This is a genomic window from Microbacterium sp. zg-B185 (assembly GCF_030246885.1).
Classification (GTDB): domain Bacteria; phylum Actinomycetota; class Actinomycetes; order Actinomycetales; family Microbacteriaceae; genus Microbacterium.
In genome coordinates this window covers 1,334,244-1,352,484 of record NZ_CP126739.1, presented here as the reverse complement: position 1 = coordinate 1,352,484, position 18,241 = coordinate 1,334,244, and the positions used below count along the sequence as shown (strand labels likewise).

Genomic DNA, 18,241 nt, shown 5'->3' with positions numbered 1-18,241 from the left:
GGGTATCCCTCCGCGTGGTCGGTCGGTCGTTCAGGCGTCGGTCTTGGCAGCACGTGAACGACGTGCGAGCACGACCGTCACGGATGCCGCCGCCGCAGCGAACGCGATGCCCACGATCCAGCCGGCCTGCATCGCGGTGTCACGCTCGGCGGCATATCCTGCGGTGCCCGAGTTCACTCCACCGGGCGCGGTGTGTCCGACGGTGACGTTCTGCACGGCGAGTGCGAGGTTCCCTGCCTCGGCGCTTCCCCACGCGTAGACGATCGTCAGCACGCCGTCCTGGATGGCGACATCTGCCGGTCCGAGCACGGGCTCGGTCGTGCCCGCCAGCGCGACGGATGCCGAGACGGTGCCGGCCGGGAGGTTCAGCGTCGCCTCATTGGGGTTGACCAGGTCTTCGACCACTGGCGCCCCGCCGGCCAGGATGTCCACCGCGGGTGCGGCCGCCACGTGGCGAACGGTCAGGCGACCTTCTCCGGCAGCGGTCGTCTGGGTGTCGTTCGTGAAGAGCTTCGCCGTGGGATCGCCCGCCTCATCCAGGAACGCCACCGCGGTGTAGCTGGTGTTCGCGGCCAGCGACAGCGTGATCGGCCCCAGAATCGGAGCGCTGGCGTCCGCGGCATCCGTCGCGGTGAGGGCGACCTCGTAGTCACCCGCGGGCAGGTCGAGCGGACCGGCCAGATCGCCGGGCTGGAAGTCGTCGAGCGTCAGTTCCCCGTTGACATAGACATCCACCGGTGTGTCGGGGATGCCGTGAAGCACCGACAGATCGGCCGTGGTCGCCGAGATGGCCTGGGCAGGGGCGATGAAGCCCGCTGCGAGGGCGAAGCCGGCGACGACGCCGGCTGCGATTGTCTTGCGCACTGTGTCCTCCTTCAGGGGCGGCTCTTTCCGCCCTGCACGGAGTACTTCGGCGTCGTCCCTGAATTGGATTCAAATGCATGGACAAATCTCTCCTGAGCGCGCCACGGCGCTGCTCAGGCCTGATCCTCCCGGACCGGACCGGGTTCCATGTACCACTCCACGAACGACCGGGCGCGGCCGTCGTCGGCGAGGCTCACCACCCACAGGTTGGCGTAGATCCGCCCCTCGGACGGATAGTCGGTGCGGCCCTGGATCACGCCCACGCCGTCCGAGAATGCGAGCGGCTCGCCCTGGAACGTCCACGTCCCCGGCTCGTCCCTATGAGCGAGCCAGCCCTCGACGATGGCATCGCGCCCGATCCAGGGCTCCGGGTCGAACGGGCCTCCTGCATAGGTGGCGTCCTCGACGAAGAGCGCGCGGATGTCGTCGGGCTCGTTCGAGGACCACGCGAGGAGATAGCGGTCGAGCCAGCTCTGAAGTTCATCGGCCATCCCCTACGACTACCGCGACGACCGCCTGCGGTCAAGACGTCCGGAGAGCATGACAAGGTGGTCGCATGAACCGCGTCGGAGCGATCTTCACGCCCTACTTCCCGCCTGAGGTGCTGCGCGATGCCGCGCAGACCGCCGACGAATCGGGTGTTCCCGAACTGTGGCTGTGGGAGGACTGCTTTCGCGAGTCCGCGTTCGCCACGGCATCCGCTGTCCTGGCCTGGACCACGCGACTGCGGGTCGGGATCGGCGTCGCGCCGATCCCCTTGCGCAACGTCGCCGTCACGGCGATGGAGATCGCGACCATCGAGCGGATGTTTCCCGGGCGGCTCGTCCCCGGGGTCGGCCACGGCGTGCTGGAGTGGATGGGGCAGGCGGGCGCGCGGGCCGCCTCGCCGCTGACCCTGATGCGTGAGTTCGTGCCTGCCCTCCGGGCCCTCCTGGCCGGCCAGGAGGTCAGCACCTCGGGTCGCTACGTCTCGCTGGATCGGGTCCGGCTGGACTGGCCCCCGGCGCAGCCACCGTCCCTGATGGTCGCCGGCGAGGGGCCGAAGACCGTCCGCCTCACCGGCGAGGTCGGGGATGGAACCGTCCTCCCCGCCGGGAGCACTCCGGACCGGGTCACCCGAACCCTCGCTCTCGCCCGGGAGGGGCGAGCGGCCGCCGGGCGCGACGACGCGCACGAGCTCGTCGTGTTCGTCTCTGCGGCGTTCGGCGGAGGGACGGCCGGGGCCCAGCTCCGCGACGAGCTGATCCGCGTGGCTGGTGGTGCGGACCCCGCCTTGACGGTCGTCGGCGACGCCGAGGCGGTGATGGCGGCGATCGCCCCGTTCTACGCGGCCGGGGCGACCACGGTCGTCCTGCAGCCCCGCGAGGGCGAGAGCGACCTGGCCGGTTTCATGCAGAACGTCGGCGAGGTCGCCCGGATGGTCGAGGCCGGGTGAGCCTCGGCTGCAGCCTCAGCGACCGCCCTCGTCGCGCCACGCCTGCGCCAGCCGGTTGACGCCCTCCCGGAGCGAGTCGACGTCGGGCTCCGCGAAGGACAACCGCACGAAGCCGCGGAACTGCTCGGCACCGGCGGCGAACCACTCGCCGCGCTGGTAGGTGACCCCGAGGTCCTGCGCGGCCTCGAACACCTTCGCGAAGTCCACGTCGCCGCGCAGGCGCGCCCACACGAAGAATCCTCCGGTCGGATCGGACAGCTCCACCCGGTCGCCGAACTGCTCGCGCAGCGCCGACGTGAGCACACGGGCCTTGTCCGCATACACCGCGCCGGCGCCGGCGATCGCGGGATCCAGGCGCGGGTCTGCCAGCATGCGCCCGACGAGGTCTTGCAGGACGCCGCTGGTCTGACCGTCCAGCCGGTTCCGCAGCTTGGTGAAGCCCGCTTCCAGCGCCGTCGGGACGGTCAGCCAGCCCAGGCGGAGCCCCGGTCCGAGCGTCTTGGAGAAGGAGTTCACCGCGATGACCCGGTCGGTGTCGCGCAGCCGCGGTCGGTCGGGGACGACTGTGCCGGGGAACGCGATCTGCCGGTACGGGTCGTCCGAGAGGATCGTGAATCCGTACTGCTCGGCGAGGTCCACCAGCGCCGCCGCCCGTTCCGCGGTGAGGGTGGCGCCCGAGGGGTTCTGGAAGGTCGGCACCGTGAACAGCGCCTTGGGACGAAGGCCCGCGCGCAGTCGGGCGGCCAGGACATCGATGTCGATGCCTTCGGCGGTGACCGGGATCGCCTCGATGTGCACACCGACCAGGTCGAGCACACGCAGGAAGAGCGGATAGACCGGATCGTCCACCACGATCGTGTCGCCCGGGTCGAGCGTGCCGAGCACGGCCAGCGACAGCCCGTGCGCTCCGCCGTCCGTGACGATCACCCGGCCGGGGTCCACGCCCTCGCGGGCAGCGATCGCCGCGCGGAACGCGGGGATGCCTGCGGAGGCTGAGTACCGCAACGTCTCCGGGAAGTCCGCGTCGGCGGTCACGGCGGCCGCGGCATCCCGGTAGAGGTCCCTCGGGAGCACGTCGACGGACGGATTGCCGCCACCCAGGTCGATCGAGCCGGCCGAGAGCCTGACCAGCGTCGCGTCGCCGAACCCCTGGCGTTCCGGCAGGTTCGCCAGCAGCGCGCTGGCTCCCGCGAGCAGTTCTCGCGAACGTGCGTCCTGCAGCGTGTCAGTCATGTCGGCATCCATTCGGGTCAGGGGCGGTAGGGGGCAAGACGCGCGTCGGCGTCTCCGAACACGTCGCGCGCGGCGAGGTCGGCGAGCAGGGGCGCCAGCGTCACGCCGCTGTGGGCGAGCAGGACGTAGATCCGGTCGGCGATCCAGCCCAGCACCGGCAGTCCGTCCGCAGACATCGGCCGTTCCGCCTCATGGATGCTGATCAGTGCGTCCTCGGGAATCTCGCGGTCCAGTGCGGCCGCGGTCCGGGTGCGCAGCTCGGCCCAGATCGTCTCGACGGCGGCGCGTTCACCGCTCGCGGCCCGCATGCGCTCCAGGGGCAGGCTCTGGACGGCCAGGATGCCGTCACCGTCGGGGCGCAGCTGCAGTCCGCCGGTCGATTCGACCCGGGTGACGGCGTGGTCCACGCGCAGGCGCGCCAGGAATCCGCGGGCGCCCGGCGCACTGCCCAGGCGGTGCGCGACGGCGCCGGCGGATCGGGCCAGAGCGGCGGTTCCGGTGCCGGCGGCGATCAGCACGGCATCCGCCACGATGTGATCGCCGGACACATCCGAACCCTCGCTCTCGATCACGATCTCGGACCCGCGTCTGCGGAGTCCGCGCGCCCGGATTCCGGCGCGCACCGCGCCGCCCGCCGCGACCAGCTGGGCGCGGTGAACGGCGATGAACCGCGTGATATCAACGTACCCGTCCTCGGCGGCGACGATCCCGTCCGCGGTCGAGCCGGTCTGAAAGAACCATCCCGCGCCCACCCCACGCTGGGCGTGGACGGCGCGAGCATCGCCCTTCACCGCGGCGTACGCGGGTGACGTGGCGATCGCATTCACCCAGGCGAGGCTGGCCGCCGAGACCCGCGTCGTGCCCGTCGGGTCATCCGTGATCAGCGTCACGGCGTCACCGCGCTCAGCCAGGGCTGCGGCAGCGGATGAGCCGAGCACGCCGCCGCCGACCACGACGATGCGGCGCGTCACCTGCCGGCCCGCCCGCCCGCGACCTCGCCGAAACGCGTGGCGGCGGTCATCCGTCGATGAACCGGCGCGCGATGCGGTTGCCGACGAACTGCACGAGCTGCACGAGGCCGATCAGGACCAGGATGATCAGGATCATCACGCCGTAGTCGAACCGTTGATACCCGTAGGTCAGCGCGAGGTTTCCGAGACCGCCGCCGCCCACCGCGCCGGCCACGGCGGTCGCGTCGATCAGCGCGACGAAGATGAACGTCAGCGACAGCAGCAGCGGCCCGAACGCCTCGCGGACGACGAATCCGAACAGGATGTGCAGCGGCTTCGCGCCCACGGCGGTGGCCGCCTCGACGACACCCGGGTCGACGGCGACCAGATTGGTTTCGGCGACACGGGCGATCCCCACCGACGCGGCGATGGTCAGCGGCAGGATCGCGGCGGCCGGTCCGATGCTCGTCCCGATCAGCGCGCGCGTCAGCGGTGTCAGCGCGATCAGCAGGATGATGAACGGGATCGGCCGGAGCGTGTTGACCACGACGTTCAAAACCGTGTGCGCGACCCGGCTGTGCAGCAGCTGCCCGGGTCGGGTGGCGAACAGGAAGATCCCCAGCACCAGACCGATGATCGCGGCGAAGAAGAACGACACCGTGACCATGAACAGCGTCTCGCCGAGCGCTTTGGCGACCTTGGGGACGACGACGTCCACGTCGACGAACTGTGGGATCACCACGTCGTCACCTCCGTCTGCGCGCTCAGCTCGGCGGTGAAGCGGTCGATGGCATCGTCATCGCCGTAGAGCGCCAGGCTCAGCTGTCCGTACGGCTGGTCCTTGACGCGGGCGACGCCGCCCTGGATCACCGCGAAGTCGACGCCGTGCCCCCGCGCGAGGCGCGACAGCAACGGGCCGTCCACCAGCGTCCGATCCACGGTGACGGAGATCTTCCGCCCGTCGAATCGGTCCCGCAGCGCGCTCTTCTCGGCGTCGGTCAGGGCTGTGCGCGTGTACGAGCCGACGAGCCCCTGCGTGACCGCATGCTCAGGGCGCGCAAGGATCTGGTGGATGTCGCCGGACTCGACGACGCGCCCCTGGCTGAGGATCGAGACCCGGTCGGCCAGACGGCTGATGACGTCCATCTCGTGCGTGACGACGACGATCGTGATCCCGAATTCGCGGTTCACCGATCGCAGCAGGTCGACGATCTCGGTGGTGGTCTGCGGGTCCAGTGCGCTGGTCGCCTCGTCGGCGAGCAGGATCGAGGGCCGGCTGGCGATCGCGCGGGCGATTCCCACGCGCTGCTTCTGCCCGCCGGACAGCTGTCGCGGACGCGCGAAGGCCTTGCCGCCCAGTCCGACGAAGTCCAGCAGCTCGCCGACCCGGCGGGAGATGTCCGCCTCCTTCCACCCGGCGATCTTCAGCGGGGTGGCGATGTTGCCGTAGACGGTGCGGGAGTTCCAGAGGCTGAACTGCTGGAACACCATCCCGATGCCATGGCGCAGGGTACGCAGCTGGCTCGGGGAGAGCCGCTGCACGTCCACGCCGTCGACCAGCACCTGCCCGCTGCTCGGAGCCTCGAGACCGTTGATCATCCGCAGCAGCGTGGACTTTCCGGCGCCTGACCGCCCGATCAGGCCGTACACCTCACCGGCCTCGATCGACAGGTCGATGCCGTCCAGCGCGAGCGCAGGCGTCGCCTTCTTGCGCGTGGGGTACTGCTTGGAAACACCGGTGAGGCGGATGCGCTCTGACATTGAGGACTTTCGATCGGGATGCACAGGGACGTCACGGCGGGCGGCGGCACAGAGCCGCCGCCCGCCGGAGACGACTACTGCGCGGTCAGCTCGGCCAGCGCGGCGCGCAGGTCGGCGACCGGCAGCTGGACGATTGTGGCCTCGCCGCGCTTCTCCTTCTCGAGCGCCGAGACGACCCGGTCGTCCCGGTAGGTCTTCTCCAGCAGCGCCCACGCGGGGTTGTCGGCGTTGTCCGCGGTGGTCGCGACGACGATGACGTACGGGCTGGATGTCGCGGCTGAAGAATCCTCGAGCACGAGCGCGTCCTTGCTGGTGATCTTCAGCGCCGGGTCGAAGTCGTCGGTGGCCACGACGACCGCGTCGATGGTCGGATCGGAATACGCGGTCTGCACGGACTCGTGTGCGATGCGCACCAGCTCGATGTTGTCCGGGTTGGCGGTGATGTCCTCCTCCGTCGGGAAGACACCCGCATCCGGGTCGACCTCGAGCAGGCCGGCGGTCTGCAGGATGAACAGCGAGCGAGAGAAGTTCGCCGGGTCGTCGGGGACCGCGATGCGGGCGCCGGCCGGAATGTCCTCGACCGAGTCGCCCGAGTCGGAGAAGAGACCCCAGGCGGAGATGACGGTGGAGAAGACGGGGGTGATGTCGGCGTCGTTCTCCTTGTTGAACTGGCTCAACCAGGCCACGTGCTGGAAGGAGTTCGCGTCGACCTCACCTTCGACCAGGGCGGTGTTGGGCAGGTACGGGTCATCGAAGTTGATGAACTCGATGTCCAGGCCGTTCTCACGTCCGACCTTCACGATCGCATCCTGGAAGTCGCTCTGCGCGGTGTCGGCGATCGTGAGCGGGATGAGCTCTTCGTCACCGCCCGCGGTGGCTGAGGAGTTCTGCACGACGATCGGGATCGTGATCGCAGCGACGATGGCGATGACGGCGACGACACCGACGATGATGCCGATCCGGCGACGGGACTTCTTCTTCGCCAGATGCGCGTCGATCTCGGCGTGGGTCGAGTTGTCGTTACTCAAGAGCTTCTTCTCCGAAAGTCGGGGGCGGTGTCCGGCGGGGCGCGCAGATCATCTGATTTCCAGCCTGAGTGCACCGCGGCATCCGCCGAAATCGTGCGACCCGGGGCGTAACACCGCGACCCGGACGGGACCGGGGACGCCAGAACGCGCCGTGCGGGTTCGGTCCCGTACGACGCGTTCTGGTATGGAGAAGCTAGCTTCGCTGGGCGCTTCGTCGGCGGGCCTGAGTGATCAGGAAGCCACCTCCGATGGCGCAGAACGCCGCTGACAGCAGGATCCAGAGACTGGATCCGTCGTTGCCGGTCTTGGCCAGCGTCTTGCTGTCGCCAGCTCGCGCGCTGTCGACGGCGGGAGTGACTGCGGAAGGCGTTCCGGCCTGCGGGGTGCCGGGGGCACCACTGCCGAAGCCGCCACCGTTGCCACCGTTGCCGCCGATGCCACCGTTGCCACCGGCTGAGCCACCGTCACCAGTGCCGCCGCCACCTGTGCCGTCGGTGCCGCCACCGTTGCCGCCATTGCCACCCGTGCCGCCACCGCCACCGACGCCACCGGTGCCGCCACCAGCGCCACCATCATCGGCGCCGCCACCACCTGTGCCACCGCCACCAGTGCCACCGCCACCACCGATGCCACCACCGGGGTTCTCACCGCCGACGCCACCACCGGGGTTCTCACCACCGGGGTTCTCACCACCGGGGTTCTCACCACCGGGATTCTCACCACCGGGATTCTCACCACCGGGATTCTCACCACCGGGATTCTCACCACCGGGATTCTCACCACCGGGATTCTCACCACCGGGATTCTCACCACCGGGATTCTCACCACCGGGATTCTCACCACCGGGATTCTCACCACCGGGATTCTCACCACCGGGATTCTCACCACCGGGATTCTCACCACCGGGATTCTCACCACCGGGATTCTCACCACCCGGGTTCTCACCACCGGGGTTCTCGCCATCACCAGGTTCTTCACCCGAATCGGCGCACCCGGGATCAACGAAGACGTTGTTGTCCAGCGTCACCTCGCCGTTGCGGGCAAGGGCGCGGCCCGTAACTTCTGTGCCGGTCGTCACCGTAATGGACGTGAGAGCCATGATGGTGCCGACGAAGTCGGAGTTGGTGCCGAGCGTCGCCGAGCTGCCGACCTGCCAGAACACGTTGCAGGCCTGCGCTCCGCCCGTCAGGGTCACCATGCTGGCCGAGGCGGTGGTCAGCGTGGAACCCATTTGGAATACCCAGACCGCATCCGCGTCCCCGTTGAGGGTCACTTCTCCGGTGAGCGCCATCGAAGAGCCCGAGGTGTACACGCCTTCGAGCAGCGTGCGTCCACCGAGGTCCGCGCTGATCGTCTCGCCCAACGGTTGCGCTACGGCACTGTTGTATGCCGTGACCAGGTCCACCTTGGCCTGCGCGGCGTGGGCGTCAGCGGAGTGGGTGGTGCCGCCCGTGACCAAGCCCGGCGGGAATCCGCTGATCGCGGTTCCGGGGTGCACTCCGAGATCCCCATCCAGGGTGCTGGGACCGGTATTCGTCACGGAGGCTCCACCGAGGACGACGTACGAATCTGCGGTCCCGAGGTCGATCGGAGTTGCCGCGGCGTAAGCGCTCGGGATCACGGCGGTCAAGCCGGCCAGAGTCATGCCGAGCGCGACGGCCGCAGCAGCGGCGGTGCGATATGGTCGCCGGGCGTGCGTCAGCCGGGCGGGTTTGGACGTATGGGCTCCCATGGGAACCGCCTTCTCACCCCAGAGATGCCGGGGGCACGGCCCGAAGTGAGCCACTTTTCACAGTAGATCCATAGACTACTTTTCCCTAAGAAAACCCGAAGATGGCCGGTACTGTTCATGCGAGGCTGGGAATACGCCTGCGTAATCGGTTCATAGCCCCGGTTTGGTGGGTGGCTACACCCCCCATCGGCTACCTTCATTGCCTCGAAAATGCCATTCCCCGCATGCTCTGCAAAAGGAACGGGGGTTTCTCCCGGTGCGGGCGGCACACGGACCGTCTATCGTGCGGCTATGGAGACAGACCCCCTGCCGCCGAGCGTCAACGACATCCTGGAATGCGTGGGCGCCGCCGCAGCGCCCAGTGGGCACGTCCCCCGCCGCGAGGAGGACCAGGTCAAAGCCGACATGATGAACGTCCGTGAACGCTGGATGCCGGTGGACCCACGTGCGTTTCAGATCAAGTGCTACGAGGCCGGTCTCACCTCCCAATCCGCCGGTGCGCTGGTCGGCTTTCTGCGACACATCCAGCGCGGAGGGTCCCTGCGCCCGCGCGACAGCGCGTTCCGGTTCCCGCAGAGTCCCGAATCGGTGAATCCGGGTGAGGACGCACGCACGCCCGTGGGTCAGCGGTAGGGGTTCGCGGATTCCCCGTCGCCGGCATCCGAAATGCCCGCAGCATGGCCGCGATCCCACGCGTCGCCTCGCGCTTCGAGGTCCCGCGACAGCGCGTCCGTGTCGAGGATGCGCCTCGCCAGGCGGACCCACTCCCCCCACGACCCCTCGACCGCCACGGAGTCGTGAGCAGTGCCGCGCACCTCCCAGCGGTCCACCGCATCCGCGGGCCGGATCGAAAGCTTCCCGACGGCGATCGTGGTGCGGCGTGGATCCGGCATGGTCTCGGCCTTTCTGCTGGTGGCACGCACATGCTCTCACGCGACGAAGATGTCACACCCGTTGTCCGGCCGGTGTCTCATGTCAAAGACCGCCCACGACCCCGGGAGCACGAGATGACCGACCACACCCGCATCCCCGCCGCACCGATCACCGGAGCATTCGGCGCCCTCGTCACATTCGCCGCTCGCCGGATGACCGGACGAGTTCCGGACTCGGTCGGCGTGCTGTGGCACAACAAGGCCGTCATGAAGACCGCGATGGGCGCCGGCCGCAAGGTCGAGGGGTGGCACGCGCTGACGCCCGAGCTCTCCTCCTATGCCGCCATGGCTTCTGCCGCCACGATCGGCTGCAGCTTCTGCCTGGATCTGAACTACTTCATGGCGCACAATCACGGGCTGGACGAGGCGAAGGTGCGTGAGGTCCCCCGCTGGCGGGAATCCGCGCTCTTCAGTCCCCTGGAGCGGAAGGTGATGGAATACGCCGAAGCGGCGAGCCAGACACCTCCCGCAGTCACCGACGAACTCTCCGACGCTCTGCTCGCCGAGCTCGGACCCGCCGCGCTGGTGGAACTAGCCGCTCGCGTGGGTTTCATGAACATGAGCGCGCGCATGAACCTTGCCCTCGGCATCCGCTCGGAGCACTTCGCAGACGCGTGTGGGTTGGCTCCGCTGGCAGCACCGCCGGCCGTCGCCGACGCTGCGTAGGATCGCCGGCATGAGCCACCCGAGCCGGCATGAGGACGATCCGTTCCTCGTCCATCGCGGGCTGCTGTTCACTGTGGCCTACGAGCTTCTCGGATCCGCCGCCGACGCCGAGGACGTGCTCCAGGAGTCCTGGCTGCGCTGGGCAGCCGTGGATCAGGCCGAGGTCCGCGAGCCACGTGCATACCTCGTGCGCATCGTCACGCGACAGGCGCTCAATCAGCTGCGCACGGTGGCGCGCCGGCGCGAGGAGTACGTCGGGCCGTGGCTTCCGGAGCCGCTGCTGACCGGTCCCGACGTCGCCGCCGACATCGAGCTGGCAGAGAGTCTGTCCATCGCGATGCTCACCGTGCTGGAGACTCTCGGCCCGGCCGAACGGGCAGTATTCGTCCTGCGGGAGGTGTTCGACGTCCCGTACGACGAGATCGCGGATGCCGTCGGCAAGAGCCCCGCGGCAGTGCGGCAGATCGCGCACCGGGCGAAGGCGCACGTGTCGGCGCGGCAGCCGCGGATGCGCGTGGTCGCGGCGGAGCACGAGGAGGTCGTCGAGCGGTTCGTGAGAGCGCTGAACACGGGCGATCTGCAGGCGCTCATGGACGTGCTCGCGCCCGACGTGGCCTCGGTGGCAGACAGTGGCGGCAAGGTGCGCGGAGCGGCGCGGGGACCGATCGTCGGCGCGCAGCGGCTCGCGCGCTACCTCACTGGCAACCTCGCGAAGGTCGAGGGGACGCTCACGGCCAGCACCGCGCGCGTCAACGGACAGGCCGCTCTCCGGGTCGAGCTGGATGGCCAGCTCATGGCGGTCGTGACCTTCACCGTCGAGCACGGACTGATCACGCGGATGTACACGATCGCGAACCCGGACAAGCTCGGACGACTGGATGAGGAAGCGTCGCTCAGTCGGTGATCGCTGCTGCGTTCCGGACGGTGTCCCCGGTCCGCTGCCCTCGGTAGGGTGACGCATGGAGCTGCCGGGCCGTGAGGGAGAAGCACCAGGGTGTTCGACACGATCGTGATCGGGGCAGGCGTCGCCGGACTCACCGCCGCACGACTGCTCGCCAGGGCAGGGCGGACCGTGGTGGTGCTCGAGGCCCGCGACCGCGTGGGCGGGCGGGTGTGGACCGACCGGCGCGACGGCCTGGTCACCGACTTGGGCGCGTCGTGGATCCACGGCATCAACGACAGCCCCGTCGCAGCGGCGGCCGAGGCCTTCGGCATGCAGACGATGGAGTTCACGGTGGGCGGCTACCAGCCGGACAGCCGCCCGATCGCCTATTACGGCCCCGACTGCTGCAGACTCTCGGATGCCGCGGCGCGGAGCTTCACGCAGGACATCCACGCCGTCGACTCGACGCTCCTCGATGTGGTCGCGGCGTCCTCCCCCGATGCCTCCTACCGCGACGTCACCGACGCGGCGCTGGACTTCCAGGGCTGGGACGAGGAACGCCTCCAACGGGTGCGCGAGTTCCTCGAGCACCGCGCCGAGGAGCAGTACGGGGCGTGGATCGAGGACCTCGCCGCGCACGGCCTCGACGACGACGCCATCGACGGGAATGAGGTCGTGTTCCCGGACGGGTACGACCGCCTTCCCCTGCGGCTCGCAGAGGGCCTCGACATCCGTTTCGCGCACGTCGTCTCGCGCGTGCAGTGGTCATCGGAGGGCGTCGTCGTCACCACCGACCGCGGCAGCTTCGCCGCGGACACGGCAGTGGTGACCGTGCCGGTCGGCGTCCTTCAGTCCGATGCCTTCCGCATCGAGCCACGCCTCCCTTCCCCTGTCGCCGATGCGCTGGGCCGGCTCAGGATGAACGCCTTCGAGAAGGTGTTCCTGCGCTTCCCGACCAAGTTCTGGGACGACGATGTCTACGTCGTGCGCCAGCAGGGACCGCAGGGCCGCTGGTGGCATTCCTGGTACGACCTCACCGCTGTGCACGGTACGCCCACGCTGCTGACCTTCGCCGCCGGACCCGCCGCCATTCAGACCCGCGGCTGGGACGACGACGAGGTGGCCCGGTCGGTGCTCGGGCAGCTGCGTCGTCTCTACGGCGCTCGGGTCCAGAACCCCACCTCCGTGCACATCACGCACTGGCAGGACGACCCCTTCGCCGGCGGGTCCTATGCCTACATGACCGTGGGTTCCACGACCGCCGACCACGACGACCTCGCCCGCCCGGTCGGCGGCGTGCTCCATATCGCCGGGGAGGCGACCTGGACCGAGGATCCGGCGACCGTATCCGCGGCACTGCACTCCGGCCACCGCGCGGCATCGCGCATCCTCCACCGCGAGATCCCGATCGCCGACGCGTGGACCGCTGCCACGACCGGGAGGTTCCCATGACGGACGTGATCATCGTCGGCGGCGGTCCGACGGGCATGATGCTCGCCGGCGAGCTGCGGCTGCACGACGTGCAGGTGCTGGTCCTGGAGAGGGACACCGAGCCGAGCCGCCTCGTCCGGTCCCTCGGCCTGCACCCGCGCAGCATCGAGATCCTGGATCAGCGCGGGCTGCTGGACCGGTTCGTCGCGCAGGGCCGGGAGTATCCCGCGAGCGCCCGGTTTGCGGGCATCGACAAGCCGTGGCCGCCAGACCTGGACACGGCGCACGGCTACGTCCTCGGCATCCCCCAGCCGGTCACCGACCGTCTGCTGACCGAACGTGCCGCCGAACTCGGTGCCCAGATCCGCCGGGGCGTCCAGGTCACCGAGATCGAGCAGGATGCCGACGGAATCACGGTCGGCATCGCCGACGGAACGCGATTGCGCGGCCGCTGGCTGGTCGGCTGCGACGGCGGCCGCAGCGTCGTGCGGCGGCGACTGGGAGTGGAGTTTCCCGGGGAGCCGGCTCAGACGGAATGGCTGCTCGCGGAGTTGGAGGTCGCGATGCCGGCCGACGAGGTGGCCGCGGTGATGACCGAGGTGCGGCAGACTCACCGCGGGTTCGGCATCGGCCCCGCCGGCTACGGACTGCACCGAGCGGTGGTCCCCGCCGCCAGCGTGTCCGAGGACCGCACGACGCCGCCGACTCTGGAGGAGTTCCGGACCCAGCTGCGCGCGTACGCGGGCACGGACTTCGGGGTGCACTCTCCGCGCTGGATGTCCCGGTTCACCGATGCGACCCGGCTGGCCGAGCAGTACCGGTCCGCCCGGGTGTTCCTGGCCGGCGATGCCGCACACGTGCATCCCCCGTTGGGCGGCCAAGGGCTGAACCTGGGGATCCAGGATGCGTTCAACCTCGGCTGGAAGCTCGCGGCTCAGGTGAGCGGCTGGGCGCCCGCTGACCTGCTGGACACTTACGACGTGGAGCGGCGCCCGGTCGCGGCGGACGTGTTGACCACGACTCGAGCGCAGTCCGAGCTCATCTCTGCAGAGCCCGGTCCGCAGGCGGTGCGGGCTCTGCTGACCGACCTGATGGACTTCGACCAGGTGAACCGGTTTCTGATCGAGAAGGTCACCGGAATCGGGATCCGCTACGACTTCGGCCCAGCGGAAGAGCCCGTCGGCAAACGGCTGCGAGACATCCGTCTCTCACATGGTCGACTGTACGAACTCATGCACCGCGGGCGCGGGCTGCTTCTGGATCAGACCGGTGCGCTCTCCGTGGAGGGATGGCGTGATCGGGTCGATGCGGTCGTCGACACCACCGACGAGTTGTCCGCACCGGCCGTGCTGCTGCGACCGGACGGTCATGTGGCGTGGATGGGAGATGAGCAGCGCGGGCTGCTCGTCGCTCTGCGCCGATGGTTCGGGACGGCGGGGCCGTAGTCGGGACGACCACCGCCGGCCCGTGACCGACCGGCGCCGACTCTAGGAGGCTGCCCCGTCGGTCGCGATCGCTCCCGCCGTCGGGCGCCGCGTCGACTGGTCGCGGATCATGCGGGCGATCCCTGAGCGCAGCTGCACGAACTGGTCCAGCTCGCGGGTCGAGACCTGGTCGCGCGGGCGCGGCAGGTCGACGTCGATGGTCGCCACGATCGTCGAGGGCGACTTCGAGAGCACCAGCACGCGATCGGCCAGATAGACGCTCTCGTCGATGTCGTGCGTGACGAACAGGATCGTCATGTCGAAGCGTTCGCGCACCGCCAGCATGAGGTCCTCGAGCTCGGCCCGCGTCTGTGCGTCCACGGACGCGAACGGCTCGTCCATGAGCAGGATCTTGGGCCGGTAGGCCAGCGCACGAGCGATCGCGACCCGCTGCTGCATTCCCCCGGAAAGCTGCCACGGGTACTTGTCGGCCGAGCCGGTCAGCCCCACCGCGTCCAGGCTTTCGTCGACCCGTGCCTTGCGCTCCGCGGCGGTCAGGCCGCGTCGGGGCAGGACGAACGCGATGTTGCCCGCGACCGTGCGCCACGGGAACAGCGACCGGCTGTAGTCCTGGAAGACCAGGGCCAGGTCGCGCGGAACGCCGAGCACGGGCTCGCCCTGCAGGAGTACGGTGCCGCGCGTGGGCTTCATCAGCCCCGAAAGGCAGCGCAGCATCGTGGTCTTGCCGCAGCCGGAGGGCCCGACGATGGAGATGAACGACCCCTCGGGGACGGTGAAGTCGAGCCGGCCGATCGCCTCGTGACGCTGGCGGCCTTCGTAAACGTGACCCAGACCCTCGATCGTCAGCAGGTCGGTCGCAGTGGTGGTGATCGTCATGACAGTCCCTCTCGTGCGCCCCGGTGCCATCTGGTCACGCGTGATTCCACCAGGGCGAGGATCGCGTTGAGTACGTAGCCGAGGATGCCGAGCAGGAGGATTCCTGCCCACATATCCAGCATTCGGAAATTGCGTTGCGCGCCGAGGATGACGAAGCCGATGCCGTCCGGCTTGCCCACCATCTCGGAGATGACCATGACGATCAGCGCGACCGACAGGCTCACGCGCAGGCCCGCGAAGATCTTGGGAGCTGCGCTCGGCAGCACGACGCCGAAGAAGATCTTGCGGCGGTCGAACTCGAACACGCGCCCCGTGTCCAGGTGCAGCGTCTCGACGGACCGGACACCGTCGATCGTGTTGAGCAGCACCGGCCAGATCACCGCGAACGCGATCAGCGCCACCCGCATCTCGTTTCCGAATCCGAGCAGGATCAGGAAGATCGGGATGAGGGCCGGGGGCGGGATCGCGCGAACGAAGTGGATGATCGGCTCGACATAGTCGCCGAGCACGCGGCTGCGGCCGATCGCGACACCCAGCACGATGGCGAAGGCCACCGCGATGGACCAGCCGCCCAGCATCCGGACAAGGCTGGGCACGATGTCGGTTCCGACACGTTCGGTCAGGAACAGCGACGACGGCGGTCCGGAGAACCAGATCGCCACGAACCGCTCGATGATCGCCGAGACCGGCGGGAAGAACGGGGACTCGGCGATGCGGGCGGCGAGCTCCCACACCAGGCCGAGGGCCAGCAGGGCACCCCAGCGGATGCCGAATTCCCGGAGTTTGCGAAAGTCCCGACGAGGGCGTCGGACGACACCCATCCAGGTGGTCTTAGTGGTCGCCTCGGTCATTCCGAACCCTTTCCGGTCTGACGCAGGGCCGGCTGCCACGACAGGAAGCGGCGCTCGATGAGCACGAGCACTCCGTTGATGGCCAGTCCCAGCAGTCCCGCGATGATCGTCGCCGCGTACACGAGGTCTGGGCGGTTGCCGGTGGCGCCGGCATCCAGCATCCATCGCCCCAGTCCGTCGGATGCCCCGGCGAGCAGTTCCGCGCTGACCGCGACGATCAGCGCCACGGATGCCGCAATTCGGATGCCGGTGAAGATGAACGGTGCGGCGCTGGGCAGCGACACCGAGAACAGGGTGGCGACGCGTCCACGGCCGAAGCTCTGGGCCGTCAGCTTGGCGATCGGGTCCACGTCGTGCATGCCGTAGATCGTGTTGAAGAGGACGGGCCACAGGGTCGAGAAGACGATGAGCGCGATCTTCATCTCGGCGTCGTTTCCGAACACCAGGATGGCGAGTGGAATGAGCGCGACCGACGGAATGGGGCGCAGGAACTCGATGACCGCCCTGCTCGCCGAGTACGCGCCGCGGGAAGATCCGAGCACCACCCCGATCGAGACGGCCACGACGATGCAGATCAGCAAACCGATCCCCCACGCCTGAAGCGTTGCGAGCACGGCGCCGATGAAGCCCGGGTCGACGAGCAGCTCGGCGGTGCGGACCAGCACGAGAGAGGTCGGGGGCAGGAATGCCGAATCGACGATGCCGGAGCGGGAAATGAGCTCGGCGACGACGAACAGGACGACCAGCCCGATGGCGCCGCGGATGATCGACTTGCGTTTGGCCGAACCGGCGCCGGGAGTGGAACGCCGCCGGGCACGTGCCGGGGTCGGTGTCTGGGTCAGGACCGCCAAGGGTCACCGCCTCCATTGTTCGTGGGAGTGGAATCCGGGCTGGCCGGAGGAGGCCGGACGGAGGCCCGAGGGTACGGGCCTCCGTCCGGGTACGTCACTTGCCTTGCCAGGCGTACTGCGAGAGGTCCTCAAGCGGCTCCTCGAGCAGGCCGTACTTGAGCATCAGCTTCATCGCGCTCTCGGCTCCATCGGTGTTGGGCGTGCCGTCCTCGACGAAGCTCGGCGACGTGATGGCCGCGGCCAGCTCCGGCGTGAGCGTCGTGAACGTCGGCAGGATGTCGATGAGCACCTGAGGGTCGTCGATGGCCAGCTTGGTGGCCTTGTCCATCGCACGCACGAATGCGGCGACCACGGCGGGGTTCTCCTCGGCGTAGGCACGCGAGGTGTTCCAGGTCACGATCGTGCTGTTGCGCTGCGTCTCGTTGCACACCGACGTCGCGAGGATCGAGCTGAGTCCCTGCGACTTGCCGATGGTGATGAACGGCTCCGGGACGAAACCGGCGGCGATGCGACCCTGTGTGACGGCCGCGCCGACCTCGGGGAACGGCACCTCGACGAGCTCGTAGTCGCCCTCCTCGAGCCCCGCTGTGGCGAGGCAGTCGCGGATCTGGGTCTCGGTCGCGGAAGCCAGCGTGTTCACCGAAAGCGTCTTGCCGCGCAGGTCCTCGACCGACTCGATGCCCGAGCCGTCAGCGGCGATCAGGCCGTTGATGCCCTCTTTGTCGGAGTCTGTGCCCTCACGGACGACCTGGATCTCGAGGCCCTGCGACACGGCGCTGAGCACGTTGGTCCAGGTTGCGGAGCTGAACTGCAGGTCACCGGAGACGAGCTGGGTGACGCCGACAGCACCGCCGGCGATGATCTCGATGGTGACGTCGAGGCCTTCTTCTTCGAAGTAGCCCTCAGCGTCGGCGATGTACAGCGGCGCGTAGTCACCGGCGGGCAGTGTGCCCACGGTGATCGCGACCGGCTTGGCCGGATCCAGGGTCTGCTCGGTGTCGCCCGCCTCGGGCGCGGCGGAGCCGGAGCAGCCGGCCAGCAGGCCGACCACGGTGATGGCCGCGGCGACTGCTGCGACGCGTGTGCGTGTGCGTGGGAACGTCATTGGTGTCCTCTTGATCTCTTCTGCGAGATAGTGCATACCGGCCTACGGGAGTCGGTCCGGATAGTTACAGGCTAACTGAATACCTCGGGAATCGCAGGTTGCCTGAATACATTTAGATCACATTTGGGACACGTGGACATGGCGCAGGATCGTCTGTGGTGACGGCGGCGCAACGAACGGCGAGGACGCTCAGGACAC

19 protein-coding genes are annotated in these 18,241 nt (G+C 68.8%); 6 read left to right on the top strand and 13 right to left on the bottom strand.

Annotation, left to right across the window (positions count from 1 at the left end; translation table 11 throughout):
* Positions 1 to 30: 30 nt before the first annotated feature.
* Entirely contained in the window at positions 31 to 864 is an 834-nt protein-coding gene (locus tag QNO12_RS06440; RefSeq protein ID WP_257501952.1) for a DUF4397 domain-containing protein, read from the bottom strand.
* 113 nt (positions 865 to 977) lie between these two features.
* Positions 978 to 1,355, bottom strand: a complete 378-nt coding sequence (locus tag QNO12_RS06435; RefSeq protein WP_257501951.1) for a nuclear transport factor 2 family protein — start codon at positions 1,353 to 1,355, stop codon at positions 978 to 980.
* Positions 1,356 to 1,420: 65 nt separating this feature from the next.
* Here QNO12_RS06435 and QNO12_RS06430 point away from each other — a divergent pair, with 65 nt between their 5' ends.
* A complete protein-coding gene (locus QNO12_RS06430) occupies positions 1,421 to 2,299 on the top strand; it encodes an LLM class flavin-dependent oxidoreductase (RefSeq protein ID WP_257501950.1) in 879 nt (292 codons plus the stop codon).
* A gap of 15 nt (positions 2,300 to 2,314) precedes the next feature.
* Here QNO12_RS06430 and QNO12_RS06425 read toward each other — a convergent pair whose 3' ends face one another.
* From QNO12_RS06425 to QNO12_RS06400, 6 genes are all read right to left on the bottom strand, one after another.
* Positions 2,315 to 3,532, bottom strand: a complete 1,218-nt coding sequence (locus QNO12_RS06425; RefSeq protein ID WP_257501949.1) for an aminotransferase-like domain-containing protein — start codon at positions 3,530 to 3,532, stop codon at positions 2,315 to 2,317.
* A 17-nt stretch (positions 3,533 to 3,549) separates the two neighbouring features.
* A complete protein-coding gene (locus QNO12_RS06420) occupies positions 3,550 to 4,503 on the bottom strand; it encodes an FAD-dependent oxidoreductase (RefSeq protein WP_257501948.1) in 954 nt (317 codons plus the stop codon).
* A gap of 46 nt (positions 4,504 to 4,549) precedes the next feature.
* Complete coding sequence (locus QNO12_RS06415) at positions 4,550 to 5,224, bottom strand: methionine ABC transporter permease (RefSeq protein WP_257501947.1); 675 nt, start codon at positions 5,222 to 5,224, stop codon at positions 4,550 to 4,552.
* Positions 5,218 to 6,243, bottom strand: a complete 1,026-nt coding sequence (locus QNO12_RS06410) for a methionine ABC transporter ATP-binding protein (RefSeq protein WP_257501946.1) — start codon at positions 6,241 to 6,243, stop codon at positions 5,218 to 5,220. Before QNO12_RS06410 ends, QNO12_RS06415 begins: the two co-directional genes overlap by 7 nt.
* Positions 6,244 to 6,317: 74 nt before the next feature.
* The gene (locus QNO12_RS06405) at positions 6,318 to 7,271 is read right to left on the bottom strand and encodes a MetQ/NlpA family ABC transporter substrate-binding protein (protein ID WP_257501924.1); all 954 of its coding nucleotides are present in this window, start codon (positions 7,269 to 7,271) and stop codon (positions 6,318 to 6,320) included.
* A gap of 193 nt (positions 7,272 to 7,464) precedes the next feature.
* Complete coding sequence (locus QNO12_RS06400; protein WP_285178342.1) at positions 7,465 to 9,003, bottom strand: ice-binding family protein; 1,539 nt, start codon at positions 9,001 to 9,003, stop codon at positions 7,465 to 7,467.
* A 291-nt stretch (positions 9,004 to 9,294) separates the two neighbouring features.
* On the opposite strand from QNO12_RS06400, the gene QNO12_RS06395 reads away from it, so the two are divergent.
* On the top strand, positions 9,295 to 9,636 hold the full coding sequence (locus tag QNO12_RS06395; protein ID WP_257501922.1) for a hypothetical protein: 342 nt from the start codon (positions 9,295 to 9,297) through the stop codon (positions 9,634 to 9,636).
* Here the strand turns inward: QNO12_RS06395 and QNO12_RS06390 are convergent.
* Positions 9,627 to 9,896, bottom strand: coding sequence for a hypothetical protein (locus tag QNO12_RS06390; protein ID WP_257501921.1), 270 nt, complete (start codon positions 9,894 to 9,896; stop codon positions 9,627 to 9,629). The genes QNO12_RS06395 and QNO12_RS06390 overlap by 10 nt on opposite strands.
* Positions 9,897 to 10,010: 114 nt before the next feature.
* Between QNO12_RS06390 and QNO12_RS06385 the strand changes: the two genes are divergently transcribed.
* The 4 genes from QNO12_RS06385 to rox all read left to right on the top strand — a co-directional run bounded on the left by QNO12_RS06385 (position 10,011) and on the right by rox (position 14,360).
* Positions 10,011 to 10,601, top strand: coding sequence for a carboxymuconolactone decarboxylase family protein (locus tag QNO12_RS06385; protein ID WP_257501920.1), 591 nt, complete (start codon positions 10,011 to 10,013; stop codon positions 10,599 to 10,601).
* Positions 10,602 to 10,611: 10 nt separating this feature from the next.
* On the top strand, positions 10,612 to 11,505 hold the full coding sequence (locus QNO12_RS06380; RefSeq protein WP_257501919.1) for an RNA polymerase sigma-70 factor: 894 nt from the start codon (positions 10,612 to 10,614) through the stop codon (positions 11,503 to 11,505).
* A gap of 90 nt (positions 11,506 to 11,595) precedes the next feature.
* Entirely contained in the window at positions 11,596 to 12,936 is a 1,341-nt protein-coding gene (locus QNO12_RS06375; RefSeq protein ID WP_257501918.1) for a flavin monoamine oxidase family protein, read from the top strand.
* A complete protein-coding gene (rox, locus tag QNO12_RS06370) occupies positions 12,933 to 14,360 on the top strand; it encodes a rifampin monooxygenase (RefSeq protein ID WP_257501917.1) in 1,428 nt (475 codons plus the stop codon). Before QNO12_RS06375 ends, rox begins: the two co-directional genes overlap by 4 nt.
* Before the next feature lie 42 nt (positions 14,361 to 14,402).
* Here the strand turns inward: rox and QNO12_RS06365 are convergent, their stop codons facing one another.
* The 4 genes from QNO12_RS06365 to QNO12_RS06350 form a co-directional block, all read right to left on the bottom strand.
* Positions 14,403 to 15,236, bottom strand: coding sequence for an ABC transporter ATP-binding protein (locus tag QNO12_RS06365; RefSeq protein ID WP_257501916.1), 834 nt, complete (start codon positions 15,234 to 15,236; stop codon positions 14,403 to 14,405).
* Positions 15,233 to 16,087: an ABC transporter permease gene (locus QNO12_RS06360; RefSeq protein WP_257501915.1), complete on the bottom strand. Its 855-nt coding sequence runs from the start codon at positions 16,085 to 16,087 to the stop codon at positions 15,233 to 15,235. The genes QNO12_RS06365 and QNO12_RS06360 overlap by 4 nt, the downstream gene beginning before the upstream one ends.
* Entirely contained in the window at positions 16,084 to 16,938 is an 855-nt protein-coding gene (locus tag QNO12_RS06355; RefSeq protein ID WP_257501914.1) for an ABC transporter permease, read from the bottom strand. Before QNO12_RS06355 ends, QNO12_RS06360 begins: the two co-directional genes overlap by 4 nt.
* Before the next feature lie 94 nt (positions 16,939 to 17,032).
* Positions 17,033 to 18,043: an ABC transporter substrate-binding protein gene (locus tag QNO12_RS06350; protein WP_257501913.1), complete on the bottom strand. Its 1,011-nt coding sequence runs from the start codon at positions 18,041 to 18,043 to the stop codon at positions 17,033 to 17,035.
* Positions 18,044 to 18,241 lie beyond the last annotated feature (198 nt).